Source organism: Bradyrhizobium sp. AS23.2, from assembly GCF_001908185.1.
Lineage (GTDB): Bacteria > Pseudomonadota > Alphaproteobacteria > Rhizobiales > Xanthobacteraceae > Bradyrhizobium.
Map to the genome: position 1 here is coordinate 1 of NZ_LGHM01000349.1, position 722 is coordinate 722.

At 57.9% G+C, this 722-nt stretch carries 1 pseudogene; it reads left to right on the forward strand.

The annotated features are described in order from the left end of the window. Positions 1-152 precede the first annotated feature (152 nt). Positions 153-395: pseudogene (locus tag AC630_RS42065) on the forward strand (IS110 family transposase); the annotation flags it as partial. Positions 396-722 lie beyond the last annotated feature (327 nt).

The following is a 722-nucleotide window of genomic DNA, read 5'->3' on the forward strand; positions in this document are numbered from 1 at the left end:
CAATAAGACCAGCACCGACCAGACCAGGCTGTAAGCTTCTCTCATGAGACAGAAGCATTGCGCAATCCGGCCTCACGGGCCAGCTGGATTAGGTTTCCGACAGGGACAGGACAAGCTGCGCAAATTTATCGGCACCATTCTGTTTGACGATCGTGAACCCGCGCCATCATGGGCAAAGGCTCTCGACGATTGGTCTGGATATCGCGAAGTCGGTCTTTCAAGTGCATGGCGTCGATGCATCCGGTCAGGTGGTGATCCGCCGCCAGCTCAAGCGCCGTTTCGTGCTGTCCTTCCTTGAGAAGTTGCCGGCGTGCCTGGTGGGGATCGAGGCTTGCGCGTCATCCCATTATTGGTCCCGCGAACTGCAGGCGTTTGGGCATACGGTGCGGTTGATGGTGCGATCGCCAGCGGCGCTCGTCTGGAGCTGAATGACGACGCAGCAGAAATCGTCGCGAGCATCTGCCGAAAACTCGACGGAGTGGCGCCGGCCAGGGACAGATCACCGCGTTGACGGTGCAAGAGAATTCCAGCAGCTGGGTGCGTCAAATGCGATCCGAACCGCGAGCGGCGGATGGATCGAATTGCCATGCAAGAGGCCGACGCTCTCTAGGTGGTGTGGACTCTAAGGATTCCCATTTAAGTGCAAATCAGATTCAAGGCTTCTTTTGGGGAGGTCGCCTTGGGTGTGATGGATCGTTTGGTTTTGAGCGACGCGGCCTGGG